This window comes from Allobosea psychrotolerans, from assembly GCF_002917105.1.
GTDB lineage: Bacteria > Pseudomonadota > Alphaproteobacteria > Rhizobiales > Beijerinckiaceae > Allobosea > Allobosea psychrotolerans.
The window spans coordinates 182,746-204,637 of sequence record NZ_PQFZ01000009.1 but is presented as its reverse complement, the minus strand read 5'-3'; the positions used below and the strand labels follow the sequence as shown (position 1 = coordinate 204,637).

Below are 21,892 nucleotides of genomic sequence, written 5' to 3'. Positions count from 1 at the left end.
ATGGCGTTCTATACCGTGATGATCCCGCCGCCCGGTTCCGGCGGCCCGCGCGAAGAGATCGAGCAGGCGCGCCTGCTGCCGGAGACCTTTACCTGGTCGGCCTTTGTGCTGAGCGGGTTCTGGCTGCTGATCAACCGGCTCTGGCTGGCGACTGCCGTTTTCGCGCTTATCTGGGGCGCGCTGTTCTATGGGCAGAACAGGTTCGGCCTCAGCACCGGCGCGCTGATCCTGGCGCATGGGGCGCTGGCGCTGTTCCTTGGCTTCGAGGGCCAGAACCTGATCGCCCGCAAGCTCGCACGCCAGGGCTGGCGGCTGGCCGATGTCGTCGAGGCGCGGGGACTGCCCGAGGCCGAGCGACGCTATTTCGAGCGTGCCTTGGCCGGCGAGGTCACGCCGCCGCGCGCGGCCCCTGTTGCACCCGCACGCCCGCAGCCCGCGGCCTCGGTGCCGATCATCGGCCTGTTTCCGGAGGCACGGGGCCGATGAGCCAGCTCGTCACCATCATCGACTACGGCTCGGGCAATCTGCACTCGGCCGCCAAGGCGTTCGAGCGTGCGGCGACCGAGTCAGGCATCGCCTCGACCATCCGTGTCACCAGCGACACCGCCGAGGTGCGCCAGGCCGATCGCATCGTGCTGCCTGGTGTCGGCGCCTTCGCCGATTGCCGGCGCGGGCTCGATGCCGTGCCGGGCATGGTCGAGACCCTCGAGGAGGTCGTCCGCCAGAAGCAGCGGCCTTTCCTGGGCATCTGCGTCGGCATGCAGCTTCTGGCCTCGCGCGGGCTCGAATACACCGTGACGCAGGGCCTTGGCTGGATTCCAGGCGATGTCGCACTGATCGTGCCCAATGATGACAGCCTCAAGATCCCGCATATGGGCTGGAACACCCTGCACAAGCAGGATGAGCATGCGCTGCTCGACGGCATCGAGACCGGGCCGGAAGGGCTGCACGCCTATTTCGTGCACTCCTATGCGCTGACGCCCGAGCGGCCTCAGGATGTGCTGGCGCTGACCGAGCATGGCGGCCCCGTCACCGCGATGGTGGCGCGCGGCAATGTTGCCGGCACGCAGTTCCATCCCGAGAAGAGCCAGAAGCTCGGCTTGAAGCTGATCGCCAACTTCCTCGGGTGGACGCCGTGATCCTGTTTCCCGCCATCGATCTCAAGGATGGCCAGTGCGTCCGCCTCAAACAGGGCGACATGGGCCAGGCCACCGTCTTCAATGACGATCCCGCCGCTCAAGGAGCCGCCTTCGAGGCCCAGGGCTTCCAGTGGCTGCATGTCGTGGATCTCGACGGCGCCTTCGCCGGCAAGCCGATGAATGCGGCCGCCGTCGAGGCGATCCTCGCGCGCGTCGCCTTCCCGGTGCAGCTCGGCGGGGGCATCCGCGACATGGCGACGGTCGAGGGCTGGCTGAAGAAGGGCGTGCGCCGCGTCATCATCGGCACGGCCGCGGTGCGCGATCCCGGCTTCGTCAAGGAGGCGGCGAAGGCCTTTCCCGGCCAGGTCGCGGTCGGCATCGATGCGCGCGACGGCTATGTCGCGGTCGAGGGCTGGGCCGAGACCTCGGCGCTGGCTGCGGATGATCTCGGCCGCCGCTTCGAGGATGCCGGCGTCGCGGCGATCGTCTACACCGACATCGCCCGCGACGGCATGCTCCAGGGCATCAATTGGGACGGCACCATCGCGCTGGCGAACGCCTTGACGATCCCCGTCATCGCCTCGGGCGGGCTTGCCTCGATGGCCGACATCGAGCGGCTCTGTGCGCCCGATGCGGCAATCCTGGAGGGCGCGATTACAGGCCGGGCGCTCTATGACGGGCGGATCGACCCGGCTGCGGCGCTGGCACGGGTGGCGAAGGCCGCAAGCGTGTCGGCGGCCTGAGCCGCCGACTGCCGCCGGTTCGGCCGCTCACTTCACGAACTGGTTGTAGATCCCGGCGAATTCGCCGGTCGCCTTGGCCAGATGCAGCCATTGGTCGACGAAGGCCTTGAAGGTCGCGTCGCCGCGCGGGAGCATGTAGCCCATCTCGCCATATTGCAGCGGCTCATCGGGATTGACGGCGCACAAGCCCGGCTTGGCCTTCTCCTGGACCTTGGTCTCGATCGATTCCGAGATCATCAGATCGGCCCGGCCGGCCAGGATCTCGTCGAAGATGGTGACGTTGTCGGGGAAGACGCGGATGTCGGCCTTCTTGAAGTTCGCCCGCACGAAACGCTCATTGGTGCCGCCGGGATTGACCACGACACGGGTCTCCGGCTTGTCGATGTCGGCGATTGTCTGGAACTTCGCCTTGTCGGCGCAGCGCACGATCGGCGCCTTGCCGTTGACGAGGTAAGGCGCGGAGAAGAAGACCTTCTTCTGTCGGTCGAGCGTCACCGAAATGCCGCCCATGGCGACGTCGCATTTTCCCGACCCCATATCGGTCAGGAGATCGGACCATTTCGTCTGGACGAACTTGGCCTCGACGCCGAGCGCCTTGGCGAGCGATTTCGCCAGCTCGATGTCGATGCCCTCATAGCTGCCGTCCTTGGCCAGGGTGAACGGCTTGTAGTCGCCCGTCGTGCAGACCTGCAGCGCGCCGCGGCTCTGGATGGCGTCAAGCTGGCTCGCCGGCGCCTGGGCAAGCGCGGCCGCGCCGAGGCCGAGCCCGACAGCCAGGCCAAGCCCGATCGTAAGGCCCCGGGTCGCCAGCTTCAGGCCCTTGAATGTCGTGGTGATCGTCATGGAAATCCCTCTGTTCTTGCTTATGGCGAGCAGGAGAGCAGGGAACGTGCCGCCGATCAATCCGGGCCCCCTGCGCGGCTGCGTTTGCGTGCCGGGCGGCCGCGGCGCTATATGCCCTCGCTTGTCCGATCTCGCCTTTATCCGATCTCGTCCTTATCTGACCTCATCTTGGCCCAGCAGCACTGATGACCCTGAAAACCCGCATCATCCCCTGCCTCGACGTCAAGGACGGCCGCGTCGTCAAGGGCGTGAAGTTTCTCGATCTCGTCGACGCCGGCGATCCGGTCGAGGCCGCCAAGGCCTATGACGCGGCGGGCGCCGACGAGCTCTGTTTTCTCGACATCACGGCCAGCCACGAGGATCGCGGGATCCTGTTCGATGTCGTGACGCGCACGGCCGAGGCCTGCTTCATGCCGCTGACGGTGGGCGGCGGCGTACGCAAGATCGAGGATATCCGGGCACTGCTGCTGGCGGGAGCCGACAAGGTCTCGATCAACACGGCGGCCGTGACCAATCGCGGCTTCGTCAGGGAGGCGGCGGAAAAGTTCGGCGGCCAATGCGTCGTCGTGGCCATCGACGCCAAGCAGGTTTCGCCCGGCCGCTGGGAGATCTTCACCCATGGCGGGCGCAATCCCACCGGGCTCGACGCCGTCGCCTTCGCCCGCGAGGTCGTCTCGCTCGGCGCCGGCGAACTGCTCGTCACCTCGATGGACCGCGACGGCACCAAATCGGGCTATGATCTCGGCCTGACCGAGCGCATCGCCGATGCCGTCTCGGTTCCCGTGATCGCCTCGGGCGGCGTCGGCGATCTCGACGATCTCGTCGCCGGCGTGCGCGACGGCCATGCCAGCGCGGTGCTTGCGGCCTCGATCTTCCATTTCGGCACCTACACGATCCAGCAGGCCAAGGAGCACATGGCGGCGGCGGGTCTGGCGATGCGGCTGGATTGAGCTGATGGCAGTGCTCACCTTGGCTGTCATTCCGGGGCTTCGCATCGCGAAGAACCCGGAACCCACGATTGGGCGAGCCGCCCTTTGCCCAAATCTTGCGATTGCACCCGGTCGTGGGTTCCGGGTTCGCACCCTCAGTGCGCGCCGGAATGACAGGAGGTCAGTATGACAGCCTTCACCCTAGCGGATCTCGAACGCATCATCGCCGAGCGGGCGAAAGCCTCGCCCGAGGAATCCTGGACGGCGAAGCTCATCGCGGCGGGGCCTGAACGCGCTGCAAAAAAGCTCGGAGAAGAGGCGGTGGAGGCCGTCATCGCCGCCGTGAAGGGCGATCGCGACGAGCTGATCGCCGAAAGCGCCGATCTGCTCTATCATCTGTTAGTCGTGCTCTTGTCGCGCGATGTTGCATTGCGAGACGTGTTGAGCCAGCTTGAGGCACGCACGGTGCGCTCCGGTCTGGCGGAGAAGGCCGCGCGGCCCCGTTGAGAAGCCGAGGCTAGTCCTGCGTTGAACCTCGAAGCCTGGAATGCGGGTCGCCTCATGGACCAGCGTCTGATCCCCGCCCCGGCCGATCCCGAGCTGGGCTCGCCCTATCGCAGCTTCACGCGCGATGAATGGGCGCATCTGCGCGCCGATACGCCGCTGACGCTGTCGGTCGACGACCTGACCAAGCTGCAATCGATCAACGACCCGATCTCGCTCGACGAGATCGTAGCGATCTACCTGCCGCTCTCGCGCCTGCTCTCGCTTTATGTCGCCGCCACGCAAGGCCTGTTCAAGGCGACGCAACGCTTCCTGATGGCCGAGGCCGAGGTCAAGGTTCCCTATATCATCGGCGTCGCCGGCTCGGTCGCCGTCGGCAAATCGACCACGGCGCGCGTGTTGAAGGCGCTGCTCTCGCGCTGGCCCAACACGCCCAAGGTCGAGCTCGTCACCACTGACGGCTTCCTGTTGCCCAATGCCGAATTGGAGCGGCGCGGCCTGATGCAGCGCAAGGGCTTTCCCGAAAGCTATGACGGTTCGGCGATCCTGCGCTTCCTCTCCGACGTCAAGGCCGGCAAGCCCTCGGTCTCCGCCCCGGTCTATTCGCATCTGGTCTATGACGTGATGGCGGGCGAGGAGGTCACGGTCGAGCGGCCCGACATCCTGATCCTGGAAGGCCTGAACGTCCTGCAGCCGAGCCGCATGCCCAAGGACGGCAAGGTCATCCCCTTCGTCTCCGATTATTTCGACTTCTCGGTCTATCTCGACGCCGATGAGAACGATCTGCATCGCTGGTACGTCAACCGCTTCATGACCCTGCGCCAGACCGCCTTCCGCGATCCGCGCTCCTTCTTCCGCAAATATGCCGAGATCGACGAGGACGAGGCGCTTTCGATCGCGGAGAAGCTCTGGAGCGGCATCAACCTGCCGAATCTGCAGGAGAACATCCTGCCGACCCGCCAGCGCGCCAGCCTGATCCTGACCAAGGGCGCGAGCCACCGCATCCAGCAGGTCGCCCTGCGGCGGCTCTAGAGCCGCCATGACGACCTATGTCGCCCTACTGCACTCGGTCGTGCTCGGCCCCGGCAAGCGGCTGGCGATGGCGGATCTGAAGGCTATGGTGGCGGCGCTGGACTTTGGCGATGTGCGCAGCTGGGTCGCCACCGGCAATCTGATCTTCGAGGGCGAGGATGCGCCCCTCCCAGCGATTGAGAGCCGCTTGGAGGCGGCTTTCCGCACGCGTTTCGGCAAGCATGTCGATATCATCCTGCGCACGGCGCAGGCCTGGCGGCGGCTTGCCGCCCAAAATCCCTTCCCGGACGGGAACAGCGCCGATATCGGCATCCGCGTCATGCGAAGCCCGCTTAGCCCGGATGCCTTGTCCATGCTCGGCAGGATCGCCACGCCAGGTATTGCGCTCGCCCTTGCGGACGGCGATTTATGGATCGACTTCGGCGGCAAACCGAGCGAGACGAAGCTGCTCTCGCATCTGACAACCAAAAAACTCGGCATCGGCACGCTGCGTAACGCCAACACCGTCAATGCGCTTGCCGCGATGCTGGACTGATGCCTTGCCAGCGCGTTCGGCGCGATAGGAACCTTTGGCGGTGCTGGAGCTGCTCGATCTTTCCGCCCTCGGTCTGATGGCGGGCGCGGCCTTCGTCGCCGCGACGCTGCTGCCGGCGCAGTCGGAGGTCGTCTTCGTCGGGCTGCTGGCGGCCAAGACCGTCGATCCGCTGGCCCTGTTCCTGGTCGCGAGCGCAGCCAACACGGCAGGCTCGGCCGTCAACTGGTGGCTCGGCCGCTTGATCGCCCATGGCGGCGTCGAGCGCCTGCCGGCAAGGCTGCGGCCTGATCCGGAAAAATTCGCCGATGCGCAGCGCGGGTTCGAGCGCTTCGGCTGGCCGTCCCTGCTCTTTGCCTGGCTGCCGGTCCTGGGCGATCCGCTGACCTTCGTGGCGGGCACGTTGAACTATCCGCTCGGGCGCTTTATCGGACTCGTGCTCCTCGGCAAGGCCGCGCGCTATGGCGCACTCTGGGCCGGCTGGGTGACGCTGGCCTGAGGTCTTGCCTTAGCGTTTGCGAAAGCCTCCAGCTCGGGCTACCAGCAAGCGCCCTTTTTCAGGAGACAAGAGCATGAGCATTCAGCGCATCGGCGTCGGCCCCCGCATGTCCAAGGCCGTCGTTCACGGCGACACCGTCTATCTTGCCGGCCAGGTTGCCGACAAGGCGGCGGGCAAGAGCGTTGCCGAACAGACCTCCGAGATCCTCGGCATCATCGATTCGCTGCTGGCCGAGGCCGGGACCGACAAGACGAAGCTGCTGATGGTCAATATCTGGCTCGCCGACATGGCAACCTTTGCCGAGATGAACGGCGTCTGGGACAAGTGGATCGTTGCCGGCGCGACTCCGGGCCGCGCCACGGTCGAGGCCAAGCTCGCCGCGCCGCAGTTCACGGTCGAGATCGCGGTCATCGCGGCAAAGTAGGACGCCCGCATCAAGCCGGAACGGGAGGCCGCCATCAGTCAGTCCGAGGAACTCGCACCGCTTCTGGCGCGCGTCGCCGGGCGCCACGGCTTGCCGCCGGTGGCGCTGCCGGCGATGGTTGCGGATTGGCTGCGTCGTCCCGGCTCGGCGCCTCCCCAGGAGGCGCTGCTGGAGCGCAGGGCGGTGGATTTCCTCGCTTTGACCGGCCGGCTTGGCGTGCCGCTCGGCGACGAGGAAACCCGTCGCCAGCGCGCGGAGGCGGCGTCTGCGCTTGCAGCCGGGCGCTTCGCCGATGCAGACAAGGCGCTTGCTCAGGCTGAACTCCATTCGATCGGAGGCTCGAGCGACCTCTCGGCGCTGCCGGTCGCGCAGCGGCTCTGGATTGGCGAGAATCGCGCCGATCGGGCGGGAATCAGCTTCCTGCGAACGACGCCGGACGCCTATCGCGAGGCCGCGGGCCGCTATGGCGAGGCATCCGCGCTGATCGGCCTCGCCGATATCGACCGCAGCCGCGCCGTTGCGCTCGCTCAGGCGAAGGCGCTGGCGCGGCTCAGCGAGGATTTCGGTGGGCGCGACGGCTATGATGCCGCCGTGACCTTGCTGCGCCGTTTGCTCGAAGGGCTAGACAGCCTGGAGGACGCGGTTGCCTTCGCCGGCGCTCAGGACGCGCTGGCCGCCACGCTTGAAGCTCTCGCCGAGATTACCGGCACGGAGGATCTCCGCGTCGAGGCACTCGGACGCTGCCGGACGGGGGTGGAGAACCTCCATCGCGACGAAGCGCCGCTGCTTTGGCACGCGCTGACGGTCCGCTTCGGGCGGCTCGCCGTCACGCTCGGCGAAGCGCGCGAGGACGATGCCCTGCTCGAGGAGGCGGTCACGGCGCTTGCCTCCGTCCTTGCCGTCTGGGATCGCAACCGCGACGAGGCGCACTGGCTCGAGGCCGAGCACATGATCTCGCGTGCCCGTGCCGCGCTCGGCGGGCGCCGGAGCGATCTCGCTCTGCTCGAGCGCGCCTTCAACGGTTTCAATCGGGTCGCCAAGGCGGTCGATCGCACTCGGGAGCCTCTGCGCTGGGCCGAGCTGCAGGACCAGATGGGCGGCGTGCTCGTCGCCATGGGCGAGCGCTACCGCGAGCCCGTCGTATTCGAGGAGGCGATCGCGGTCTTCGCCGCGGCGCTTGAGGAGCGTCGGCGCGAGAGCGTGCCGCTGCTCTGGGCGACCAGTTCAGCCAATCAGGCGCTGCCGATGATGCGGCTGGCGGAACGACGCAAGGACCCCGTTCTCGCAAGGCAGGCATTGACGCAGATCGCCGTCGCCATCGAGGCCATGCGCTCGGCCGGCTTTGCCGCCAATGCCAAGCGCCTCGAGGCGCACCTGATAAAGGCCGGCGCTCTCGTCGAGGCGCTGCACAAGGCCTAGATCACGTCGCCTTCGGACGATTCCGTCCGAAGGCGGAAAGAGGTGATCGATTCCAAGAGTTTAGAGAATTTCTCACGCGAAAAGCCGGTGTCCCCGTTTCGCGCAATGCTCTTGAGAGCGGGACTTTCGTCCCCGCAAGCGACGCTCAGGCCGCCTTCCGCCAATCGGCCAGCCGCTCCAGCGCAGCGTCGAGCGTCGAATCATGCTTGGCGAAGCAGAAGCGCACCACGGTCTTGACCGCTCCTTCCGCATAGAAGGCGCTGACCGGAATCGCCGCGACACCGTTTTCCGTGACCAGGCGCTGGCAGAAGGCGACATCGTCGCTCTCCCCCAGCGCGCCGATGTCGACATTCAGGAAATAGGTGCCGACGCTGGGCAACACGTCGAAGCCAAGCCCTGTCAGGCCGGTGGCGAAACGGTCGCGCGAGCGCTGGAAATCGGCGCGCATGCCTTCGAAATAGGAATCGTCCTTGCCCAGTCCGTAGGCGACGGCGGCCTGCAGGTTCGGCGGCGTGGTGAAGGTGATGTATTGATGCGCCTTGGCGAGCACCGGCATCAGGTTCGGCGCCGCCATCACCATCCCGACCTTCCAGCCGGTCAGCGAGAAGATCTTGCCGGCCGAGGAGATCTTCACGGTGCGCTCGCGCATGCCTGGCCGCGACAGCATCGGCCGGTGCCTGTGGCCGTCGAAGACGACATGCTCCCAGACCTCGTCGCAGATCGCGACCGCATCGAACCGGATGCAGAAGGCGGCGAGCAGATCGAGATCGGCCTCGCTGAAGATCGTCGCGGTCGGGTTCAGCGGGTTGTTGAACAGCACGACGCGGGTTTTCGGCGAGAACGCCTTGGCGAGGACCTCCTCGCTCAGCCCGAAGGCCGGCGGCGTCAGCGTCACGAATTTCGGGATGCCGCCGGCACGGCGCACCAGCGGCACATAGGCGTCGTACATCGGCTCGAACAGCACGACTTCGTCGCCCGGCGTGATCAGAGCCATCAGCGCGCCGGCAATCGCCTCGGTTGCGCCCGAAGTCACCATCACCTCGGCGTCGGGGTCGAGATCGAGCCCCTGCCAGCGCTTGAAATGGGTTGCGGCGGATTGGCGCAGCTCGGGCAGGCCCATCATCGGCGGATACTGGTTCCAGCCATTGACGACGGCGTCGGCCGCCTTGCGCCGGACATCCTCGGGACCGGGATCATCGGGAAAGCCCTGGCCGAGATTGACGGCTCCGGTCTCGCGCGCGAGCCGCGACATCACCTCGAAAACGCTGGTCTGCAGGGCGGAGAAGATCGGGTTCATCGTCATCGGGCCGGCTCGAGCGAGGGTGTTTTGGGCGAAAGCAGGCAGGGCCTCTACCATGCCATGGGCCGCAGCGCATCCTGGCGGGCAAGCAAGGATGTGTCGGAATTGACCCGGCGGAATATGGAATGATGAATGTTGACATTCGTCAGCGATCAATGCTTATCTGTCCAAGCCGGTTCACGACGGGCGCCCGCGGCGGCTTCGCCCCTTTGACGCTGCGGGATATTGGCGTGAACCGGTGACCCTCCCTCTTGCGCTGCGTCTTTACAGCCTGTCCCGGCCACCGCCCGAGGTTTGCGGCGACGGCGCGGGGATGATGCCGAAAACCGGCTCCCCCTTTGCGCGGGCATGCTCTAATCACAGCGCATGAGCTTGGCGCACACCCCCGCAATCATGATCCTGGGCACCGGCTCCAATGTCGGGAAATCCCTGATCGTCGCGGGGCTGTGCCGCCTCTTCACCGATCGCGGGCTGAAGGTCGCGCCATTCAAGCCGCAGAACATGTCCAACAATGCGGCGGCGACGCCGGGCGGCGAGATCGGCCGCGCCCAGGCCCTGCAGGCCCGTGCCGCCCGCATCGCGCCGCATGTCGACATGAATCCGGTGCTGCTCAAGCCCGAAAGCGAGACCGGCAGCCAGATCGTGCTGCAAGGGCGTGTCGCCGGCCATCTGGCGTCTGGCGATTATGCCAGGCGCGGCGACTTCCTGCCTCAGGTGCTGGAGAGCTTCGAGCGATTATGCGCCAGGGCCGACCTGGTCATCGTCGAAGGCGCGGGTTCGCCGGCCGAGACCAATCTGCGCGCGCGCGACATCGCCAATCTCGGCTTCGCCCGGGCTGCCAATGTGCCTGCGATCCTGATCGGCGACATCGATCGCGGCGGCGTCATCGCCAGCCTCATTGGCACGCATGCGGTGCTGGAGGAGGCCGATCGCGCCATGCTCCGGGCTTTCGCCATCAACCGCTTCCGCGGCGATGCCAGCCTGTTTGGCGCCGGCGTCGAGACGATCCAGGCTGCGACCGGCTGGCCTTGCCTGGGCATCGTGCCCTGGTTCGCGGAAGCCGCCAGGCTGCCGGCGGAGGACGGGCTCGACCTGCGCTCGGGCGCGCGCAAGCCCGGCGCCGGGCTGAAGATCGCGGTTCCGGTGATGCCGGGCATCGCCAATTTCGACGATCTCGATCCGCTGAAGTCCGAGCCCGGCGTCGATCTCGTCCTGGTCCGGCGTGGAGAAGCACTGCCTGGCGACGCGGATCTGATCATCCTGCCCGGCTCCAAGACGACGCTGCGCGATCTCGCCGTTTTGCGCAGCGAGGGCTGGGACATCGATATCCAGGCGCATCGGCGGCGCGGCGGGTGCGTTATGGGCCTGTGCGGCGGCTATCAGATGCTGGGCCGCGTCGTGCGCGACCCGCTGGGCCTGGAAGGGCCGGCCGGCGAGGCTGAGGGACTGGGCCTGCTCGATGTCGAGACGGTGCTTGATCGCGAAAAAACCGTGCGCGAGGTCGATATCGCCCATGCGGCGAGCGGGGCCGCGGGCCGCGCCTATGAAATCCATCTCGGCGATACGCAGGGCGCCGACACCATGAGGGCGCCGTTTCGCGTCGGTACCCGCACTGAGGGGGCCATGAGCCCGGACGGCCGCGTCGTCGGCACCTATCTCCATGGCGTCTTCTCGGCCGATCCGGTCCGCAGCGCCTGGCTTGCGGCGGTCAGTGGCGTTGCCTCTGCATTCTCCTACGAGGCCGAGGTCGAGGCCACGCTCGACCGGCTGGCGGCCCATCTCGCCGCCCATCTCGATGTCGAGGCGCTTCTGGCGCTGGCGCGGCAGAGGCTCGGACTCGCCTGAGCCGGGTGCAATCGCCCGCTGTCCGGCTTGGGCGCGATCGGCAGCAAGAACGTGCAATCGGCACCATGTCAAAATCGGCTAAAGTCTTTGTCTGTCATGAGGTTGACGAATGATGAAATTCGTCATACCAACAAATTCCGAAGACTGCCTGCCAATCAGCACATCGGACAACCGCGTTGAGCCATCCTGAACGCGATACGAGGCAAACCATCGTCGACACGGCCGAGCGCTTCTTTCGCGACATCGGCTACCAGAAGACGACGGTCGCCGACATCGCCAAATCGCTGCGCATGAGCCCAGCCAACGTCTATCGTTTTTTCGATTCAAAGAAGTCGATCAACGAGGCGGTGCTGGCTCGCTACAAGGGCGAGCACGAGGCGGCGCTGGCTGCGATCGCGGCCGAGGACCGGCCGGTGGCCGACCGCCTGCGCGACATGCTGCAGACCTCCTACCGCATCAACCAGGCCCGCTATGCCGACCAGCAGCGCATGCATGAGATGGTCTGCGCGGCGATGGAGGAGAGCTGGGACGCGATCCTGGGCCATATCGCCCGGTTCGACGCCTTGATGTGCAAAGTCGTCGCGGAGGGCGTCGAGAGCGGCGCGTTCCGGAAGGTCGATCCCGGTGAGGCCACCCGCTGCATCCGCACGGCGATGATCCGCTTTCATCACCCGCTGCTGATGTCGCAATGTTCGCGCATGCCGGGGCCCAGCATCGACGAGATGATCGACTTCATCATGGCCGCGCTGGAGCCGCCGGTCGACGCCGCTTGAGCGACGCCCGCCTCCGCTTGCGTTGACAAGCCCTCCACGGAGCGGGATACCCCGCCTGCCATGGCCTCTTTCTCCAAACAGAATCTCAAGAAGCTCGCCGTCATCGTCCATGATCTCGTGGTCACGGCGCTGGCGATCTGGCTCGTCTTCGTCATCCGTTTCGAGAACTGGCAGCTCGCCGAGCATCTCAGGCTCCTGCCGCGCGGCCTGCCGTTCTTCGTCGCCTATGCCGGGCTGGTCTACTGGTTCTTCTCGCTCTACCGCTCGAAATGGCGCTTCGCCTCGCTGCCGGACCTGTCGAACATCGTCAAGGCGGTCTCGATCCTGAGCCTGACCCTGCTCGTGGTCGACTATGTCCTGGTCGCGCCGAACCTCTATGGCACGTTCTTCTTCGGCAAGATCACGATCGCGCTCTACTGGCTGGTGCAGAACGCGCTGCTCGGCGGCCCGCGGCTGGCCTATCGCTATTTCAAATACTCCCGCTCCAAGCACTTGGCGCAGCGCGGCCAGACCCTGCCGGCGCTGCTGCTCGGGCGCGGCGTCGAAGTCGAGATGGTGATCCGCGCCATGGAGGCCGGCACCATGCGCAATCTGCGACCGGCCGGCATCCTGTCGCCGCGCGCCGATGATCTCGGCCAGTCGATCCGCGGCGTTCCGGTGCTGGGCCTCCTCGCGGAGATCGAGACGGTGGCGCTGGACGCCGCCGAGCGCGGCGAGCCCTTCCGCCGCATCGTCGCGACGGCGAGCGCGCTGGTTCCCGAAGCCGAGCCCGACAAATGGCTGGCGCGCACGCGCAAGCTCGCCTTGCCGATTTCGCGCGTCGACAGCCTGGGCGAGGGCATGCGCGACACCGAGCTCGCACCGCTCGAGATCGAGGACCTGCTGGTTCGCCCCACGGTCACGATCGATCGCGAGCGGCTGGGCTCCTTCCTGAAGGGCAAGCGCGTGCTGGTCACCGGTGGCGGCGGCTCGATCGGTTCCGAGATCTGCCTGCGCTGCGCCGCCTTCGGCGCCGCCGAACTGCTGATCGTCGAGAGCTCGGAGCCTGCGCTCTTCCAGATCACCGAGGAGCTCATCGCCCAGGGCCACCAGACCGTGGTCAACGGCGCGCTGGCCGATGTACGCGACCGCGCCCGCATCACGCCGCTCTTCAGCTCCTTCGCACCCGACATCGTCATCCACGCGGCGGCACTGAAGCATGTGCCCTATCTGGAAGCCGACTGGACGGAGGGCATCAAGACCAACATCTTCGGCTCGGTGAATGTGACGGATGCCGCCATCGCGGCCGGCGCCAAGATCTTCGTGCTGATCTCGACCGACAAGGCGATCGAGCCCGTCTCGATGCTGGGCGCGACCAAGCGTTTCGCCGAGATGTATGTCCAGTCGCGCGATGCCGAGTTCGTCGCGGCCGCCGCCGGCATGCGGCTGGTCGCCGTGCGCTTCGGCAATGTGCTGGGCTCGGTCGGTTCGGTGGTGCCGAAATTCAAGGCGCAGATCGAGCGCGGCGGGCCGGTGACGGTCACCGATCCGGAGATGATCCGCTATTTCATGACGATCCGCGAGGCCTGCGATCTCGTCCTCACCGCCGCCTCGCATGCGCGCGGCGACGAGCCGGAGGCCGAGCGCGCTGCCGTCTACATCCTCAAGATGGGCCAGCCCGTCAAGATCATGGACCTGGCCGAGCGCATGATCCGGCTCGCCGGCTATGAGCCCGGCATCGATATCGACATCGCGGTCACCGGCGTCAGGCCGGGCGAGCGTCTCAACGAGATCCTGTTCGCCCGCGACGAGCCCAAGGCCGAGACCGGGCTCGATGGCGTCATGGCGGCGAAGCCGATCTTCGCCGGGCGTTCGCGCATGCAGGGCTGGCTGGCGCGGCTCGAAGTCGGCATCAGGAACGACGAGCGCGCCGCCGCCGAGGCCATCCTCGACGAGGCCATCCCCGATTTCAGATTGCGGGCGAAGCCGCAAGCCGGGCCAGAGCTGCCGGAGTCGCGACCCGCGGCCGCCAACCTGCCCTGAGCAGGCGGTCCGGCGCGGCGACGAGCCCGCCGCTCAGCTTGGCGAAAGCGTCCTGCTTGCCGGCAAGACGGGCGGCAAGGCCGAGCCATCCCACGGGCACGGGAATCAGCCCGGGCTTGCGTTCCAGGCCCGCCCGCATCGCCGTGATGATCTCCGCGACGCTGATCGGCTCGGGATCCGAGACGATGTAGCTCCTGCGGGCCGGGCAGGCCGGCGTCAGTGCGAACAGGATCGCTTCCGCCAGGTTCTCCACCGCCAGCAGCGAGCGCGGCGCGTTAAGCCCGCCGAGCGGCAGCGGCAAGGGCAGGCGTGCGAGCCTGAGCAGCGCCGCCATATTGGCCTTCACGCCCGGCCCGTAGACCAGGACCGGGCGCAGGCTCATCCAGTCGAGATCGAGCGCGGCCAGGCCTTGCTCGGCTGCGAGCTTGGAGCGGCCATAGGCGTCGTCGGGCGCCGGGCTGTCGTCGTCGCGCAAGGGCGGGCCGCCGAAAGCCCCGCTCAGCGCCTTGATCGAGGAGAGGTAGACGAAGCGCGCAATGCCCGCTTGCCTGGCGGCTTCAGCGAGGTCGAGCGTCGCCTGCGTGTTGACCTGTTGGTAGAGCGCCTCATCGAGGCCGGGGCCGGCATGGGCGAGCCCGGCCATGTGCACGACATGGTCGACGCCCTCCAGCGCGGCGCGCCAGTCGATAGCCGTGGCGAGATCGCCCGTTACGACGGTCTCGATGCCGGGCGGCGCCGTGGTGACGCGGCGCTGCGTCAGGCGCAGGCGGTAACCCGCATCGCGCAACGCGGCCACGACATGCGGGCCGACGAAGCCGCTCGCGCCGGTCACGAGGATGCGCGGTTCAGCCATGGGCGGCCCTCGGGCGCGCAAAGCTGTGCAGCAGAGCCGCGGTCAGCAGCAGCGCCACCGCAAGGCAGGCGAGTTGCCCCCAGAAGTCGGGGATACGCAGGCTGAACGCGGCCAGCGCGATCAGGATCAGGTTCAGCAAGGCGATGCGCGTGACGATGCCGAGCACGCTGAAGCCGTTCGTGGTCGCCTGCTGATAGAGATGCGAGCGATGCGCCTCCCAAATTTTTTCGCCGCGCGCCAATCGGCGCAGCAGCGTCAGCGTAGCGTCGCAGAGATGGTAGAGCGGCAGGATCAGCGCCGCCGCGAAAGCGCCGGTTCCGGCGAGCCTGTAGAGCAGATAGGCGGTGAGCAGGCCGATCGGCAGCGAGCCGACATCGCCAAGGAAGAGCCGGGCGCGGGGCTTGTTGAAGGGCGCGAAGCCGATCAGCCCGCCGCAGAGCGCCGCAGCCAGCCAGGTGCTGCCCAAATCGAGCGCGCCCGCATGCCCCGCCAGCGCCAAGGCGCCGGTCAGAGGCACGATGCCGGCAATGGTGATCCAGTCGATCCCGTCCATGAAGTTGACGAGATTGACGAACCAGACGCCGGCCAGCAGCGCCAGCACGCGCTCCAGCGCGAGCGGCATGAGACCGGGAAACAGCCGCAGCCCCGGCGCGGCATAGACGATGACGAGCCCGACGCAGGCCGCCTGCAGCACGAGCCGCAGGCTCGCCGGCAATGGCCGGATATCGTCCCAGGCGCCGACGACGGCGAGCAGGATCGCGGCTGCGCCGACCAGCACGAGATCGTTTTGCGCCCCGGCTGGGAGTGGGCCGTGCAGAAGGCCGGGGCCGAGGGCCAGGAAAGCCCCGGCCAGAACCGCGATCCCGCCGCCTTGCGGCGTCGGGATGCTGTGGCTGGAGCGCGCATTGGGGCGCGCCAGCGCATAGCGCGCGAGCAGCGGCCGCAAGGCGACGCACAGCACGGCCGAGATGGCGGCTGCGGTGATCAGGATCAGGAGGGGGGCGAGAAAGCTGTCCAAGGCGGCGGCACCATAAGCAAGTCGAGGCAAATGCCTAGAGGGTGATGGCTTCCAAAGGCGTGCGAATCCGTCCGGTGCGGGGCCGTGTTGCAAGCCGGGCTTGCATGGATTGGCACAAAGAGTGAACATGGCGCAATGTCCACTGCAGAGTCCCGCCTGAACCCGCCACCGACGCGGCCCGACATCACCCGCGCCGTCTGCCGTGGCGCGGGCCGGCACTTGCGCGAGCGCGGCTACGCCATCGTCAAGGAGATGACCTTCGCCAATGGCCGGCGCGGCGACATCGTCGCGCTCTCGCCGTCGGGTGAATTGCTCGTGGTCGAGGTCAAATCCGGGATCGAGGACTACCGCGTCGACGGCAAATGGCCGGATTATCGCGACTATTGCGATGGTTTCCTCTTCGCGGTCGCGCCGGAATTCCCGAGCGAGATCCTGCCCGAGGATGTCGGGCTGATCGTCGCCGACGCCTATGGCGGCGAGATGCTGCGCGAGGCGCCCCGCCACCCGCTCAGCGGCTCCAGGCGCAAGGCGCTGACCATCGCCTTCGCCAAGCTCGCAGCCGGGCGCCTGGCGCTGCTGGAGGATCCGGGACTTTAGGCAGGGCTCGGTTCGGCCGTCACCGGCGGCGCCGTCAGGTCCACCGTCTCGACCAGGAAATCGATGAAGGCGCGCACGCGCGCCGGCAAGCGGCCGCCATGGCCGACATAGACCGCGTTGATCTCCTCGACATCGCCGGGATTGAAATCCTCCAGCACCGGCACGAGGCGGCCGGCCGCGATGTCATGGCCGATATGGAAGAGCGAGAGCCGCGCCAGCCCCTGACCGTTCAGGGCGAGCTGCCGCGCGCTTTCGCCGTCGCCGACCGTGACGCGGCCATGGGCCGGGACGAAGAGGCGTTTGCCATCGAGACAGAACGGCCATTCGTCGCAATGGCGGGCGAAATTGAAGGTGATCAGGTCGTGCCATGCGAGATCGGCAATGCTCCGGGGTGCCGGATGGCGGGCGAGGTAATCGGGCGAGGCGACGATCGCCATCGCGGCTGCGCCGAGCTTGCGCGCGACGAGTTGCGAGGGACGCATCGGCCCGACTCGAATCGCGACATCGGCGCGCTCGTCCATCAGGTCGATGACCTGGTCGGTGATGGTGATGTCGAGCTGTACGCCGGGATGGGCGGCCATGAAGCGCGGCGCGAGCGGCAGCAGGTAAAGCCGGCCGAAGGGCACGTTCGAATTCACCCGCAATCGCCCGCGCGGAATCTGGCCGGCGGCGACCGAGCGCTCGGCCTCGTCGAGATCGGCCAGCACGCGCAACGCCCCGGCGTGAAAGGTCGCGCCCTCCTCGGTGAGCTGGAGCTTGCGGGTCGAGCGGATGATCAGGCGCACGCCCAGCCGCGCCTCGAGCCGCGCCATCAGCTTGCTCACCGCCGAGGGTGTCATCCGCAGCGAGCGCGCCGCCGGCGAGAAGCCGCCGAGCTCGACGACCCTCGCGAACACCTCCATCTCGCCGGAGCGGTTGATGTCCGGCCGCGGCATGATGACTTCACCTCACAAATCAATGTCCTGAAGGCAATCTAATTCATAAGCGGGCCAGCTGCCATATCCCCGGCTCATCATCATTCCGGGAAAGCCGTCATGCCCGTCGCACTCTATGCCCTCACCGTTGGCGCCTTCGGTATCGGCGTCACCGAATTCGTCATCATGGGCCTGCTGCTGCAGGTCTCGGGTGACCTCGCCATTTCGATCCCGACCGCCGGCCTGCTGATGACCGGCTATGCGCTCGGCGTCTTCGTCGGCGCGCCGATCCTGACGATCGCGACCCGAGGGCTGCCGCGCAAGACGACGCTGCTCGTCCTGATGGCGATCTTCACCCTCGGCAATCTGGCCTGCGCACTCGCGCCCAGCTTCGGCTGGCTGATGGCCGCGCGCATCGTCACGGCGCTGGCGCATGGCACCTTCTTCGGCGTCGGCTCGGTCGTCGCGACCGGGCTTGTCGCGCCGGAGCGCAAGGCCTCGGCCATCGCCGTGATGTTCACGGGATTGACTCTGGCGACCTTGCTCGGCGTGCCCTTCGGCTCCTGGCTCGGCCTGGCCTATGGCTGGCGCGCGACCTTCTGGGCGGTGACCGCGATCGGCATCCTGGCTTTCGTCATCCTGGCGCTGTTCGTGCCCAAGGCGCGCGAGACCGCGCCGCTTGCGCCGCTCTCGGAGGAGTTTGCGGTGCTGGCCCGGCCGCAGGTCCAGCTCGGCCTGCTGATCACCGTGCTCGGCTTCGGCGGCGTCTTTGCGGTCTTCACCTATATCCAGCCGCTGCTGGTCGAGCTCGCCGGCTTCAGCCAGGAGGCGGTCTCGCCGATCCTGCTGGTCTTCGGGGCCGGCCTCGTCATCGGCAATCTGCTCGGCGGCCGCTGGGCCGATCGCAGCCTCTCGCCCGCCCTGATCGGCACGCTGCTGTTGCTGACGCTGGTGATGGTCGCAGCCGGCTTCGCCTTCCACAGCAAGATCGGGGCGGTCGTCGCGGCCTTCGCGCTGGGCGCTGCCGCCTTCTCCACGGTCGCGCCGCTGCAGATGCGGGTGCTGCAGCAGGCCGGCGGCGCGGGTCAGGGACTGGCGTCCAGCCTCAATATCGCCGCTTTCAACCTCGGCAATGCCTTCGGCGCCTGGCTCGGCGGCTTCGTCATCAGCCATGGCCCGGGGCTGCCCGGCATCGCGCCGATCGCCGCGCTGGTGCCGCTGGCGGCGCTTGGCCTCGCCGCCTGGAGCCTCGCCATCGAACGACGCAGCGCCCGCCTCGCGACCGTCTGATTGTCTTGACTCGTTTTCTCCGCGCAAACGCTTCGCATTTGTCGCGAGGGAACCGGCGTCCGCTTCGCTTGAGAATGCGCTTTTCGCCTGACAGGAGAAACCTCATGGATCATCGACAGCTCGGCGCATCCGGCCTGAAAGTCCCGGCCCTCAGCTTCGGCTGCGGCACATTTGGTGGCGAGGGGCCGCTTTTCAGCGCCTGGGGCGACACCGACGTTGCCCAGGCCAAGCGCCTCGTCGACATCTGCCTCGAGGCCGGCGTCACGCTTTTTGACACGGCGGATGTCTATTCCAGCGGCGCGTCCGAGACGATCCTGGGCGAGGCGCTGGAGGGCCGGCGCAATCAGGCGCTGATCTCGACCAAGCTCGGGCTGCCCGCGGGCGATGGCCCCTTGCAGGCGGGCACCTCGCGCCTGCGCCTGATCGCCGGCGTCGAGGCGGCGCTGAAGCGCCTGCGCACCGACCATATCGACCTGCTGCAGCTCCATGCTTTTGATGCCGCGACGCCGGTCGAGGAGGTCTTGAGCGCACTCGACGCGCTCATGCGGGCCGGCAAGCTCACCTATGTCGGCGCCTCCAACTTCTCCGGCTGGCAGTTGATGAAGTCGCTCGCCGCCGCCGACCGCCATGGCTGGCCGCGCTATGTCGCCCATCAGGTCTACTATTCGCTGGTCGGGCGCGACTATGAATGGGAGCTGATGCCGCTCGGGCTCGATCAGAAGGTCGGCGCGATGGTCTGGAGCCCGCTCGGCTGGGGCCGCCTGACCGGCAAGATCCGCCGCGGCCAGCCGCTTCCCGCCAGCAGCCGGCTGCATGAAAGCGCCGATTTCGGCCCGCCAGTCGACGATGAGCGGCTCTACGCCATCGTCGACGTGCTGGATGCGCTCGCGCAGGAGACCGGCAAGACCGTGCCGCAGATCGCATTGAACTGGCTGCTGCGCCGCCCGAGCGTCGCCAGCGTCATCATCGGCGCGCGCAACGAGGAGCAGTTGCGCCAGAATCTCGGCGCCGTCGGCTGGAGCCTGACGCGCGAGCAGGTCGCGCGGCTCGATGCGGCGAGCGCGGTGACGCCGGCCTACCCGCATTATCCCTATTGGCGCGAAGGCGGCTTCAAGCAGATCAACCCGCCACCAGTCTAGACCGCGATGGCGAGCGCGCGAGGCCTATCGCGGCGCGCGCTTCGCCAGGATGCGCTGCAGGGTGCGCCGGTGCATGCCCAGCCGGCGTGCCGTCTCAGAGACATTGCGGCTGCACAATTCATAGACGCGCTGGATATGCTCCCAACGCACCCGGTCGGCCGACATCGGGTTTTCCGGCGGCATCGGGCGGGCATTGCGCGAGGCGGCCAGGGCCGAATGGATTTCGTCGGCGTCGGCGGGCTTGGCGAGGAAGTCGAAGGCGCCGAGCTTCACGGCGCTGACGGCGGTCGCGATATTGCCATAGCCGGTCAGCACGATGCCGCGTGCATCGGGCCGGCGCTCCTTCAATCGCGCGATCACATCGAGCCCGTTGCCGTCGGCGAGGCGCAGATCGATCACGGCGAAGGCCGGGGCGGCCTCCTCGACGGCGGCAAGCCCGGCCGAGACGCTTTCAGCAGTCCGCACCAGATAGCCACGTCCCTCCATGGCGCGCGCCAGCCGGGTCAGAAACGGCTTGTCGTCGTCGACCAGCAGCAGGGACATATCCGCCGACGTCTCCGTCGGGGCGGCTTCGCTCAGCACGTCTTGCATCGGAACTCTCCTTCCGCCGGGCCTGTCCCGGCGGAATTGTAGCGCGGTTGCCCTCGCTACGCATCAGGCGGGGGGCGGATCAATCAACCCCTATGTAGGGCCGAAATGTCCGGGTTTGTAGCCCCCTGCGGACGCAGGCCGGCTTCGAACACGGCTCTGGGCCAGCTGATCCTGATCGAGGCGCCGCTTGCCGGAGCGGGCAGATTCGAGAACTCGATCGTCGCCCCGCCCCGCTCGAGCAGTGTCTTGGCGATAAAGAGCCCCAGGCCCAGCCCGCCGCCGGCGCGGCTCTCGCCCGCCCCATGGGTGAGGTAAGGTTCGCCAGCGCGCATCAGCACGTCGGCGGGAAAGCCCGGCCCGTCATCGGCGATGATCAGCGTGACCTGGTTGTCGTCCCAGCGCGCCGTGATGGTCACGGCCGTCCGGGCGAAATCGACCGCATTGTCGACGATGTTGCCGAGTCCGTAGATCATGCCGGGGTTGCGGCGACAGATGGGCTCGGGCTTCTCGCCCTGCATTGCGATTTTGAAAGGCATGCCGAAGGGACGTTGCGGCCCGGCCGCCTCCTCGATCAGCAGGCGCAGCGACAATTCATCCAGAGGACTTCCATCGTCGTCCTGCAGCGAGGTGAGCTTGCCGAGGATGCCGCGGCAGCGCTCGACCTGCTCGCGCAGCAGCGCGATGTCCTCGGCCATTTCGCCTTCCGCCGGCGCCAGGCGCGAGAGCTCGCGCGCCACCAGCGCGATCGTGGCGAGCGGCGTGCCGAGCTCATGGGCGGCGGCGGCGGCCAGCCCGTCGAGCTGCGAGAGATGCTGCTCGCGCGCCAGCACGAGCTCGGTGGCGGTGAGCGCGTCGGAGAGGTCGCGCGCCTCCTTGGCGACGCGCCAGGCATAGATGCCGGTAAAGCCCAGGCCCAGCACGAGCGCGATCCAGTTGCCGGCCTGGTAATAGGGCGGCAGCACCGGGCGGCCCTCGCCGGCCCAGGGCAGTGGCAGATGCGCGAAGCTGAGCCCTGTCGCCAGCACGACGCCGAGCATGCCGAGCAGCAAGGTGCGCTGCGGCGGCAGCGCCGTCGCCGAGATCATTACCGGCGCGAGGAACAGGATCGAGAAGGGGTTCTGCAGCCCGCCGGTGAGGTAGAGCAATGCAGCGAGCTGGATGATGTCGAAGGCCAGCAGCGCGGTCGCAGCGCCCGCCGTCAGGCGATGGCTGAGCGGAAAGCGGATGCGCAGCGCGATGTTGAGCCAGGCCGAGACGGCGATGACGGCGAAGCACCAGCCGAAGGGCAAGACGAAGCCGAGCCCGAAATGCACGCCCGCCACGGCCAGGCTCTGGCCCGAGATCGCGAGCCAGCGCAGCCGGACCAGGGTGTCGAGACGCAGATGCCGGCTCGACCGGGCGAGCGCCGATTCGAGGAAATCGGGGGGCGTCACGGCTCTGTTCCGGACACTGGCCGATGCGGCATCGTCAGCAATTTCCTGTGGCA

The 21,892-nt window shown here is 67.5% G+C and carries 23 protein-coding genes; 16 read left to right on the top strand and 7 right to left on the bottom strand.

Going from position 1 to position 21,892, the window contains the following annotated elements:
• Genes CYD53_RS16885 through hisA form a run of 3 tightly spaced genes read left to right on the top strand, consistent with a single transcriptional unit; the run spans window position 1 to window position 1,882 of the window.
• Complete coding sequence (locus tag CYD53_RS16885; RefSeq protein WP_181011912.1) at window positions 1–486, top strand: DUF2628 domain-containing protein; 486 nt, start codon at window positions 1–3, stop codon at window positions 484–486.
• A complete protein-coding gene (hisH, locus tag CYD53_RS16880) occupies window positions 483–1,139 on the top strand; it encodes an imidazole glycerol phosphate synthase subunit HisH (RefSeq protein WP_103719239.1) in 657 nt (218 codons plus the stop codon). Before CYD53_RS16885 ends, hisH begins: the two co-directional genes overlap by 4 nt.
• Window positions 1,127–1,882: a 1-(5-phosphoribosyl)-5-[(5-phosphoribosylamino)methylideneamino]imidazole-4-carboxamide isomerase gene (hisA, locus tag CYD53_RS16875; protein WP_103719238.1), complete on the top strand. Its 756-nt coding sequence runs from the start codon at window positions 1,127–1,129 to the stop codon at window positions 1,880–1,882. The genes hisH and hisA overlap by 13 nt, the downstream gene beginning before the upstream one ends.
• Before the next feature lie 27 nt (window positions 1,883–1,909).
• Here hisA and CYD53_RS16870 read toward each other — a convergent pair whose 3' ends face one another.
• A complete protein-coding gene (locus tag CYD53_RS16870) occupies window positions 1,910–2,725 on the bottom strand; it encodes a transporter substrate-binding domain-containing protein (RefSeq protein WP_103719237.1) in 816 nt (271 codons plus the stop codon).
• Window positions 2,726–2,910: 185 nt separating this feature from the next.
• Here CYD53_RS16870 and hisF point away from each other — a divergent pair, with 185 nt between their 5' ends.
• From hisF to CYD53_RS16835, 7 genes are all read left to right on the top strand, one after another.
• A complete protein-coding gene (gene hisF, locus CYD53_RS16865; RefSeq protein ID WP_103719236.1) occupies window positions 2,911–3,675 on the top strand; it encodes an imidazole glycerol phosphate synthase subunit HisF in 765 nt (254 codons plus the stop codon).
• 165 nt (window positions 3,676–3,840) lie between these two features.
• Complete coding sequence (locus CYD53_RS16860) at window positions 3,841–4,161, top strand: phosphoribosyl-ATP diphosphatase (protein WP_103719235.1); 321 nt, start codon at window positions 3,841–3,843, stop codon at window positions 4,159–4,161.
• 54 nt (window positions 4,162–4,215) lie between these two features.
• Window positions 4,216–5,190: a type I pantothenate kinase gene (gene coaA / locus CYD53_RS16855; RefSeq protein ID WP_103719289.1), complete on the top strand. Its 975-nt coding sequence runs from the start codon at window positions 4,216–4,218 to the stop codon at window positions 5,188–5,190.
• Between the two features lie 7 nt (window positions 5,191–5,197).
• Window positions 5,198–5,725, top strand: a complete 528-nt coding sequence (locus CYD53_RS16850) for a DUF1697 domain-containing protein (protein ID WP_103719234.1) — start codon at window positions 5,198–5,200, stop codon at window positions 5,723–5,725.
• A gap of 40 nt (window positions 5,726–5,765) precedes the next feature.
• On the top strand, window positions 5,766–6,221 hold the full coding sequence (locus tag CYD53_RS16845) for a YqaA family protein (protein ID WP_245928279.1): 456 nt from the start codon (window positions 5,766–5,768) through the stop codon (window positions 6,219–6,221).
• 73 nt (window positions 6,222–6,294) lie between these two features.
• Complete coding sequence (locus CYD53_RS16840) at window positions 6,295–6,645, top strand: RidA family protein (protein WP_092172631.1); 351 nt, start codon at window positions 6,295–6,297, stop codon at window positions 6,643–6,645.
• 114 nt (window positions 6,646–6,759) lie between these two features.
• Complete coding sequence (locus tag CYD53_RS16835) at window positions 6,760–8,064, top strand: hypothetical protein (protein ID WP_146055941.1); 1,305 nt, start codon at window positions 6,760–6,762, stop codon at window positions 8,062–8,064.
• 145 nt (window positions 8,065–8,209) lie between these two features.
• Here CYD53_RS16835 and CYD53_RS16830 read toward each other — a convergent pair whose 3' ends face one another.
• Complete coding sequence (locus tag CYD53_RS16830) at window positions 8,210–9,361, bottom strand: aminotransferase (protein ID WP_103719287.1); 1,152 nt, start codon at window positions 9,359–9,361, stop codon at window positions 8,210–8,212.
• 369 nt (window positions 9,362–9,730) lie between these two features.
• On the opposite strand from CYD53_RS16830, the gene CYD53_RS16825 reads away from it, so the two are divergent.
• The 3 genes from CYD53_RS16825 (at window position 9,731) to CYD53_RS16815 (ending at window position 14,004) form a co-directional block, all read left to right on the top strand.
• Window positions 9,731–11,209 (top strand): cobyric acid synthase, encoded by a 1,479-nt coding sequence (locus tag CYD53_RS16825; RefSeq protein ID WP_103719232.1) that lies wholly within the window; start codon window positions 9,731–9,733, stop codon window positions 11,207–11,209.
• 176 nt (window positions 11,210–11,385) lie between these two features.
• Window positions 11,386–11,982, top strand: a complete 597-nt coding sequence (locus tag CYD53_RS16820; protein WP_103719231.1) for a TetR/AcrR family transcriptional regulator — start codon at window positions 11,386–11,388, stop codon at window positions 11,980–11,982.
• 60 nt (window positions 11,983–12,042) lie between these two features.
• Window positions 12,043–14,004 (top strand): nucleoside-diphosphate sugar epimerase/dehydratase, encoded by a 1,962-nt coding sequence (locus tag CYD53_RS16815; protein WP_103719230.1) that lies wholly within the window; start codon window positions 12,043–12,045, stop codon window positions 14,002–14,004.
• Here the strand turns inward: CYD53_RS16815 and CYD53_RS16810 are convergent.
• Together CYD53_RS16810 and CYD53_RS16805 are read right to left on the bottom strand one after the other, a co-directional pair.
• The gene (locus CYD53_RS16810) at window positions 13,931–14,857 is read right to left on the bottom strand and encodes an NAD-dependent epimerase/dehydratase family protein (protein ID WP_103719229.1); all 927 of its coding nucleotides are present in this window, start codon (window positions 14,855–14,857) and stop codon (window positions 13,931–13,933) included. The genes CYD53_RS16815 and CYD53_RS16810 overlap by 74 nt on opposite strands.
• Complete coding sequence (locus CYD53_RS16805; protein WP_245928278.1) at window positions 14,850–15,875, bottom strand: MraY family glycosyltransferase; 1,026 nt, start codon at window positions 15,873–15,875, stop codon at window positions 14,850–14,852. Before CYD53_RS16805 ends, CYD53_RS16810 begins: the two co-directional genes overlap by 8 nt.
• 135 nt (window positions 15,876–16,010) lie before the next feature.
• Between CYD53_RS16805 and mmcB the strand changes: the two genes are divergently transcribed.
• On the top strand, window positions 16,011–16,472 hold the full coding sequence (gene mmcB, locus CYD53_RS16800) for a DNA repair putative endonuclease MmcB (protein WP_103719227.1): 462 nt from the start codon (window positions 16,011–16,013) through the stop codon (window positions 16,470–16,472).
• Here the strand turns inward: mmcB and CYD53_RS16795 are convergent.
• Entirely contained in the window at window positions 16,469–17,407 is a 939-nt protein-coding gene (locus CYD53_RS16795) for a LysR family transcriptional regulator (RefSeq protein WP_103719226.1), read from the bottom strand. The genes mmcB and CYD53_RS16795 overlap by 4 nt on opposite strands.
• A 99-nt stretch (window positions 17,408–17,506) precedes the next feature.
• On the opposite strand from CYD53_RS16795, the gene CYD53_RS16790 reads away from it, so the two are divergent.
• Together CYD53_RS16790 and CYD53_RS16785 are read left to right on the top strand one after the other, a co-directional pair.
• Window positions 17,507–18,676 (top strand): MFS transporter, encoded by a 1,170-nt coding sequence (locus CYD53_RS16790; RefSeq protein ID WP_103719225.1) that lies wholly within the window; start codon window positions 17,507–17,509, stop codon window positions 18,674–18,676.
• A gap of 104 nt (window positions 18,677–18,780) precedes the next feature.
• Window positions 18,781–19,815, top strand: coding sequence for an aldo/keto reductase (locus CYD53_RS16785; RefSeq protein WP_103719224.1), 1,035 nt, complete (start codon window positions 18,781–18,783; stop codon window positions 19,813–19,815).
• Window positions 19,816–19,839: 24 nt separating this feature from the next.
• Here the strand turns inward: CYD53_RS16785 and CYD53_RS16780 are convergent, their stop codons facing one another.
• Entirely contained in the window at window positions 19,840–20,406 is a 567-nt protein-coding gene (locus tag CYD53_RS16780) for an ActR/PrrA/RegA family redox response regulator transcription factor (protein WP_103719223.1), read from the bottom strand.
• Between the two features lie 83 nt (window positions 20,407–20,489).
• Window positions 20,490–21,839 carry an ActS/PrrB/RegB family redox-sensitive histidine kinase gene (locus CYD53_RS16775; RefSeq protein WP_103719222.1) on the bottom strand — a complete coding sequence of 450 codons (1,350 nt, stop codon included), beginning with the start codon at window positions 21,837–21,839 and terminating at the stop codon, window positions 20,490–20,492.
• Between the last annotated feature and the right edge of the window lie 53 nt (window positions 21,840–21,892).